This is a genomic window from Streptomyces sp. NPDC060027, from assembly GCF_042737005.1.
GTDB lineage: Bacteria > Actinomycetota > Actinomycetes > Streptomycetales > Streptomycetaceae > Streptomyces.
The window spans coordinates 1-6,466 of the sequence record NZ_JBHWVI010000340.1 but is presented as its reverse complement, the minus strand read 5'-3'; the positions used below and the strand labels follow the sequence as shown (position 1 = coordinate 6,466).

Annotated in this window: 5 protein-coding genes and 1 pseudogene; 3 read left to right on the top strand and 3 right to left on the bottom strand. The window is 70.2% G+C overall.

Annotated features, from left to right (window positions below; translation table 11 throughout):
* Positions 1-89: 89 nt before the first annotated feature.
* Positions 90-1,958: a tetracycline resistance ribosomal protection protein Otr(A) gene (gene otr(A), locus ACFWBT_RS40870; protein ID WP_385709286.1), complete on the bottom strand. Its 1,869-nt coding sequence runs from the start codon at positions 1,956-1,958 to the stop codon at positions 90-92.
* A 263-nt stretch (positions 1,959-2,221) separates the two neighbouring features.
* Between otr(A) and ACFWBT_RS40865 the strand changes: the two genes are divergently transcribed.
* Both ACFWBT_RS40865 and tuf read left to right on the top strand, forming a co-directional pair.
* Positions 2,222-3,175, top strand: coding sequence for a ribose-phosphate diphosphokinase (locus ACFWBT_RS40865; RefSeq protein ID WP_385709283.1), 954 nt, complete (start codon positions 2,222-2,224; stop codon positions 3,173-3,175).
* Between the two features lie 117 nt (positions 3,176-3,292).
* Complete coding sequence (gene tuf / locus ACFWBT_RS40860) at positions 3,293-4,486, top strand: elongation factor Tu (RefSeq protein WP_385709280.1); 1,194 nt, start codon at positions 3,293-3,295, stop codon at positions 4,484-4,486.
* A 20-nt stretch (positions 4,487-4,506) separates the two neighbouring features.
* Here the strand turns inward: tuf and ACFWBT_RS40855 are convergent, their stop codons facing one another.
* Positions 4,507-4,905, bottom strand: a complete 399-nt coding sequence (locus ACFWBT_RS40855; RefSeq protein WP_385709277.1) for an anti-sigma factor antagonist — start codon at positions 4,903-4,905, stop codon at positions 4,507-4,509.
* Between the two features lie 284 nt (positions 4,906-5,189).
* Complete coding sequence (locus ACFWBT_RS40850) at positions 5,190-6,140, bottom strand: NADP-dependent oxidoreductase (protein WP_385709274.1); 951 nt, start codon at positions 6,138-6,140, stop codon at positions 5,190-5,192.
* A 71-nt stretch (positions 6,141-6,211) separates the two neighbouring features.
* On the opposite strand from ACFWBT_RS40850, the pseudogene ACFWBT_RS40845 reads away from it, so the two are divergent.
* Positions 6,212-6,466: pseudogene (locus tag ACFWBT_RS40845) on the top strand (AraC family transcriptional regulator); the annotation flags it as partial.

Sequence of the window (6,466 nt, the reverse complement as noted above, 5' to 3'; positions counted from 1 at the left end):
GCGGTGCGGTCCTAGACAGCTCCACCACACCGGAGGTCTTCGCCATGATCAAGCCCTGCAACTGTCAACAACGCTCGTGATCAATACATCTAGCGCACCGCCCGGACCGCCCGGTCTCCCGACAGCCGGGACCACCAGACGCCCTCGCCGTGCGTCAGCCCCGGCAGCCGCAGCTCGACCTCCCGTACGTTCCGGGCGGGCAGCTCCCCGGTGACCACCCAGGTGTCACGCCCCCCGGTCGTCTCCTTGAACTCGGCTCCGGAGGAGGCGAGTTCGGCCGTCACCGGGGCGAGCGTGTCGGCCGGGATCTCCACCTCGAACGCGTGGTACGGCTCGTACACCCGCGTTCCCGCCCGCTCCAGGGCGCGCAGCAGCACGATCGGGGTCAGCCCGCGGAAGTCCGCGGCGGTGCTGAGCGGCGCGGCGAATCCGGAGCGGGTCAGGGTGACCCGGTAGTCGGTCACCGGCCGCCCGTGCGGTCCGTTCAGCAGGGTCGCGTGGACCGTGTCCTCGATAGCCTGGTGGAACGCCCGCGGGAGGGCGCCGAGTTCGGTCTCGTACGTGAAGACGCCACCGGAGCCGCGCGGCCCGGGCTCGACCCGTAGACCCACCGTCGCCCAGAACCCCATGTGTCCGTGCCGCTGGATCTCCTCGTACGCCTCACCGGTGCCGTCGGGCCGTTCCAGCAGCCGCACCCGGCTCGGCTCGAACTCGGCCTCGATGCCGAAGTCCTGCACGAGCGTGGCCGCGAGGACCTCCTTCTGGACCTCCCCGTAGAGCAGCAGCGCGGTGCTGCCCGACCCGGCGGGCCCGGCGTGCAGCAGGGGGTCCTGGTCGGACAGCGTGAGCAGGGCGGTGCGCAGCGCCGCCGCCTGGTCCGGGTGCTTCGCCCGGACCAGGGTCTCCAGCGTGGGCGCGGCGAACTGCGGTGCGCGGTCGGTGACATGGCCGAGCCGGTCGCCGACCCGGATGCCGGGGACCCCGCGGATCGCGGCGATGTCGCCCGCGGTGAGAGTGGCTGCCCCGGGCCGCCCGATCACCTCGAGATCGCGTGCCCGGCCCGGCACCTCTCGGGTTCGGCCGTCCGTCTCGCGGCGTACGAAGAACAGCCGTTGACGGTGCGTCACCTCGCCCTCGTACAACCGCAGATAGGCCGTGCGCTCGCCGCCCGGTGCGGTCCGTACGGCGAAGACCGTGCCGCGCGGCACGGCGTCGGCGGGGGAGAGCGGGCGGGGGATCAGCTGGATCAGCCCCTCGACCAGTGCGGCGACGCCCTGGCCGCCGACCGCCGACCCGAAGAGGACCGGGTGGACCGAGCCGTCGCCGGTACGCGCCGTGAGCGCGGCCCACAGCTCGTCCCGGGTCGGCGGCGGGCCGTCCACGAGGGCGGCCAGAATGCCCGGGTCGACCTCGGCGAGCGTGCCGGCCGCGAGGTCGTCGAGGGGACGCTCCAGCACGCGGGCCGCCGGGGTGCCGATGTCCTCCACGCGCGACAGCGGGACCGCGTGCGGCGTGAGGAGGCGCCGGATGTCGTCGAGGAGGTCGTCCTGGCGCGCTCCCGCCCGGTCGATCTTGTTGACGAGGACGAGGGTGGGCAGGCCGAGTCGTCGCAGGGTCTTCATCAGGACGCGGGTCTGCGCCTGGACGCCCTCGACGGCGGACAGCAGCAGGACCGCCCCGTCCAGGACCTCCAGGGCCCGCTCGACCTCGGCGATGAAGTCCGAGTGCCCGGGGGTGTCGATCAGGTTGATCTGTACATCACCCGCGGTGAAGGCGGCGACGGCCGAGCGGACGGTGATCCCGCGCTGCCGCTCGATCGCTCCGTCGTCCGTGCGGGTGTCCCCGGCGTCGACGCTGCCGAGCCGGTCGATGGCGCCACCGTCGAACAGCAGTCGCTCGGTGAGGCTGGTCTTACCCGCGTCGACGTGGGCCAGAATTCCGATGTTCAGGGTCTGCATGCGTGGTCGGTTCCTCGAAGACAGTCGTCCGGTGGGGGCGCTGAGTCGTTCCGAGGAAACGGCGCATTCGATCTCCTGTGGTCGAGCGGCACCCCTCGTGAGGGGCCCTGATCTCGACATCATGGCGTGACCGGGGCGGGGGTCCGCAACCGGTTTTCCCCCCGGTCGAAGGCTCGAAAGGTGCCCAGTAGCATGAGGTACGCACTCCGGGCCGATCTTGCCAACCGGCGACGCAACCCGGTTCGATCATGCGAGGAGCGGTCGTGCGTGACATCGCCGTGTTCAGCGGTAGCGCCCATCCCGAGCTGGCGGCCGAGCTCTGCGCGCACCTCGGCGTGCCGCTCAGTCCTACCCGCGTCAGCCGGTTCGCCAATGACTGCCTGGAGGTCCAGCTCCAGGCCAACTGCCGCGAGCGTGACGTCTTCCTGGTGCAGCCACTGGTCACTCCGGTGCAGGAGCACCTCGTCGAACTCCTGATGATGTGCGACGCGGCGCGGGGCGCGTCCGCCGGGCGGATCACCGTGGTCATGCCGCACTATTCGTACGCGCGTTCGGATAAGAAGGATATGCCGCGGATCTCCATGGGCGGTCGGCTCGTGGCGGATCTGCTGGTCGCGGCCGGTGCGAGCCGTGTCCTCGCGATGACACTGCACTCCCCACAAGTGCACGGCTTCTTCTCGGTGCCGGTCGACCACCTGCACGCCCTGCGCGAACTGGCCGCGCACTTCCGGTCCAACGACTTGTCGCGTACGACGGTGGTCTCGCCGGACCTCGGCAACGCCAAGGAGGCCGCGGCGTTCGCGCGGCTGATCGGTGCCCAGGTGGCCGCCGGCGCCAAGCAGCGGTTCGCCGACGACCGGGTGAGCATCAGCTCCGTCATCGGCGAGATCGCCGGACGCGATGTCATCGTGCTGGACGACGAGATCGCCAAGGGCAGCACGGTTCTCGAACTCCTGCAGCGGCTGCGCGAATTGGGGCCGCGGTCGATCCGGGTCGCGTGCACCCACGGGCTGTTCGCGGCGGGTGCGCTCAAGCGGCTCAGCGAGCAGCCCGACGTGCTGGAGATCGTCTGCACGAACACCGTGCCGATCCCGGCCGAGGAGTACACCGAGAAGCTGAGCGTCCTGTCCATCGCCCCGGCGCTCGCCGAGGCGGTGCGGCGTATTCACAACGGTGAGTCCGTCAGCGCTCTGTTCGACGCGCCGCAGAACCAATAGACAGGAGGGAGCGGAACTTCCCTCCCGTCCGCTCGGTCACCAGGAGCGGCTGCCGTGCCCGGCCGGGAAGCCGCGGAGCAACGCTCGGCGTCACCCAGGTGATCAGGAGGGCTCGCAGTGGCCAAGGCGAAATTCGAGCGGACCAAGCCGCATGTGAACATCGGCACCATCGGGCACATCGACCACGGCAAGACGACACTGACGGCGGCCATCACCAAGGTGCTGCACGACCGGTTCCCCGGGCTGAACCCGTACACGCCGTTCGATCAGATCGACAAGGCGCCCGAGGAGCGGCAGCGCGGCATCACGATCTCGATCGCCCATGTCGAGTACCAGACGGAGAACCGGCACTACGCGCACGTGGACTGCCCGGGGCACGCGGACTACATCAAGAACATGATCACGGGCGCCGCGCAGATGGACGGAGCGATCCTCGTGGTCGCGGCGACCGACGGCCCGATGCCGCAGACCAAGGAACACGTCCTGCTGGCCCGGCAGGTGGGCGTCCCGTACATCGTGGTCGCGCTGAACAAGACCGACATGGTGGACGACGAGGAGATCCTGGAACTCGTCGAGCTCGAAGTGCGCGAACTGCTCACCGAGTACGAGTTTCCGGGCGACGACGTCCCGGTCGTCCAGGTCTCCGCGCTGAGGGCGCTGGAGGGCGACCCGAAGTGGAGCGCCTCGATCCTCGAACTCCTCGCGGCCGTCGACGCGTTCGTGCCGGAACCGGTGCGTGACGTGGACCGGCCGTTCCTGCTGCCGATCGAGGACGTCTTCACCATCACGGGCCGCGGCACGGTCGTCACCGGCCGGATCGAGCGCGGGGTGCTGAAGGTGAACAGCGAGGTCGAGATCATCGGCATCCACGAGCAGAAGACACGCACCACCGTCACCGGCGTCGAGATGTTCCGGAAACTCCTCGACGAGGGGCGGGCGGGCGAGAACGTCGGGCTGCTGCTGCGGGGAGTGAAGCGCGAGGACGTGGAGCGGGGGCAGGTCGTCATCAAGCCGGGTTCCGTGACCCCGCACACCCGGTTCGAGGCGCGCGCCTACATCCTCTCCAAGGACGAGGGCGGCCGGCACACCCCGTTCTTCGACAACTACCGCCCGCAGTTCTACTTCCGCACGACGGACGTGACCGGAGTCGTGACCCTGCCCAGGGGCACGGAGATGGTCATGCCGGGCGACAACACCACCATGGAGGTGGAGCTGATCCAGCCGATCGCGATGGAGGAAGGGCTGAAGTTCGCCATCCGCGAGGGTGGCAGGACGGTCGGCGCCGGGCAGGTCACGAGGATCCGCGCGTAGGCGGCGGGGTCGGAGCGCTCTCAGTACGAGTCCGAAATGGACTCCGGTGCCTCCGTGGCCTCCGAGCGGCTCAGCGCCTCCTCCAGCGAGGCCGAGGGCGGCAGGATCCGCGCGAGGCCGGTCACCCGGAGCATGCGGAGGGTCAGCGGACGGGTGCAGACCAGGTGCAGCCGGCCGTCGCGGGCGAGGACGCGGTGCCAGGCGCGGTACAGCAGCCGCAGGCCCGAGCAGTCGAAGAACTCGACGCACCGCAGGTCGATCACGACCTGCGGTGCCGGGCCCGAGGTGGCCGAGTCCAGCAGCGAGGTGATCTCCGTCGTCGCGAGCAGATCGATCTCCCCGTGCAACTCCAGCACCACATGACCGCGTTCATGATGGATGCGCAGATACCTGGAAGGCGGTGCGGGGTCGCTCGCCATGCGGACATCACCTCCAACCGGCAGTCGACCTGCCCCGAACGGGGACAGGGTCACCGGGGGCCGGGGTGACGATAGGTCAAGTGATCCTAGACACGACCCCAGGGCGCCGGTGGGTGCAAAAGCGTTCCTCGCTCTGCAAGTTACCCTCGTTGGAGTGAATCTCAGCATGTTCGATTGACATATGTCTCCGCTGTGCGTGGCGAGTTGGCCGATGGTGCACGGACCGGTCGGCCAACTCGGAGCGCGGGGTCCCGCCCGTCAGCCGACGCGCGGAATCCCGGCCGTCAGTCGACCACCAGCACGAGCTTCCCCGTGGTCCGGCCGGTGTCGCCCAGCGCGTGCGCCTTGGCGGCATCGGCCAGCGGGAAGGTCTCGGCGATCGTGGGGCGCAGCGCGCCCTTCTCGACGAGGTCCGCGACCGCCCTCATTCCGGCCTGGTCGGCATCGACGAGCATCCGTACCGCCCGGACCCCGAGCCGCTCGGCCTCGTCGTAGAACTCGTCGGACCCGACCGGCAGGATGGAGACGACCACGCCGCCCGGGCGCAGCACGCGCAGCGAGCGGAGTCCGGTCTCGCCGCCGATCGTGTCCAGTACGACGTCGACATCACGTACGGCCTCGGCGAAGTCGACGGCGGTGTAGTCGATCGGCTCGTCCACGCCGATGGACCGCAGGTAGTCGTGCTTGCCCGCGCTCGCGGTACCGATCACATACGCGCCCAGTGCCTTCGCGATCTGCACGGCCACGTGGCCGACCCCGCCGGCCGCCGCGTGGATCAGCACGCGCTGCCCGGCCCGCACGTCGGCCCGCTCGGTCAGCGCCTGCCACGCGGTCAGGGAGACCAGCGGGAGCGCGGCGGCCTGCGTGTGGTCGACCGCCGACGGCTTCAGGGTGAAGGCGCGGCCGGGACCGGTCACGTACTCGGCGTGCGAGCCGTGGCCGTAGGGGTAGGGCAGCATGCCGAAGACCTCGTCCCCGGGCTTGACGTGGGCGACGCCGATCCCGGTGGCCTCGACCGTGCCGGAGACGTCCCAGCCGAGGACGAAGGGCGGCTCGCCGAGGAACCCGCCCGTCGCGCGGTGCTTCCAGTCGGTCGGGTTGACCCCGGCGGCCCGTACCCGGACCAGGATCTCGTTCGGTCGCGGCGTGGGCCGCTCCAGGGTTACTTCCTCGAGGACCTCGGGGCCGCCGAGGACGTTCTGGCCGATGGCTCGCATCGTGTTCACAGTGCTCATGGTGAACCAGCCTGCCGGGGCCTGCCTCCCCGGGAAATGGCAGAATTGCCAACCTTCGATAAGATCGTGCCATGCAGCATGTGGAACGGGTCGTGGTCCTGGCGCTCGACGGCGTCTATCCCTTCGAGCTGGGCATGCCCAGCCGGATCTTCGGTGCGGCGGAAGGCCGGTACGAGGTGGTGACCTGCACCGTCGACGGAGGACCGGTCCGCACGGACGCCGACTTCTCCGTCACGGTCGACCACGGTCCCGAGATCCTGGGCACGGCGGACACCGTGGTGATCGCGGCCGGGGCCCCCGCCGCCCGCCCCCCCCCCCGCGGCCAC